Consider the following 203-nt stretch of genomic DNA (forward strand, 5'->3'; position numbering starts at 1 on the left):
GAAACGCCAATAGCGGAAGACCCGAGCATCGAGGCCGTTAAGACGGTAGCGATCACCAATGATGTAGCACCAGTAGGGGCAAGTTTAGGAGATACGGTAGAATATACGATCACGGTAACCAATACAGGTAATGTGACCTTAGACGGAGTAGCGATAGCGGATACGTTCGTGGACGCCAATGGTAACCCACTGACCTTATTGAC

Annotated in this window: 1 protein-coding gene; it reads left to right on the plus strand. The window is 49.8% G+C overall.

Annotated elements, in window-relative coordinates:
* Positions 1-203: DUF7507 domain-containing protein (locus tag FC091_RS15125; protein WP_138435216.1), on the plus strand; the 203-nt coding region annotated here is incomplete at both ends.

Origin of the sequence: Winogradskyella algicola, assembly GCF_005869935.1 — a bacterium.
Classification (GTDB): Bacteria; Bacteroidota; Bacteroidia; order Flavobacteriales; family Flavobacteriaceae; genus Winogradskyella; species Winogradskyella algicola.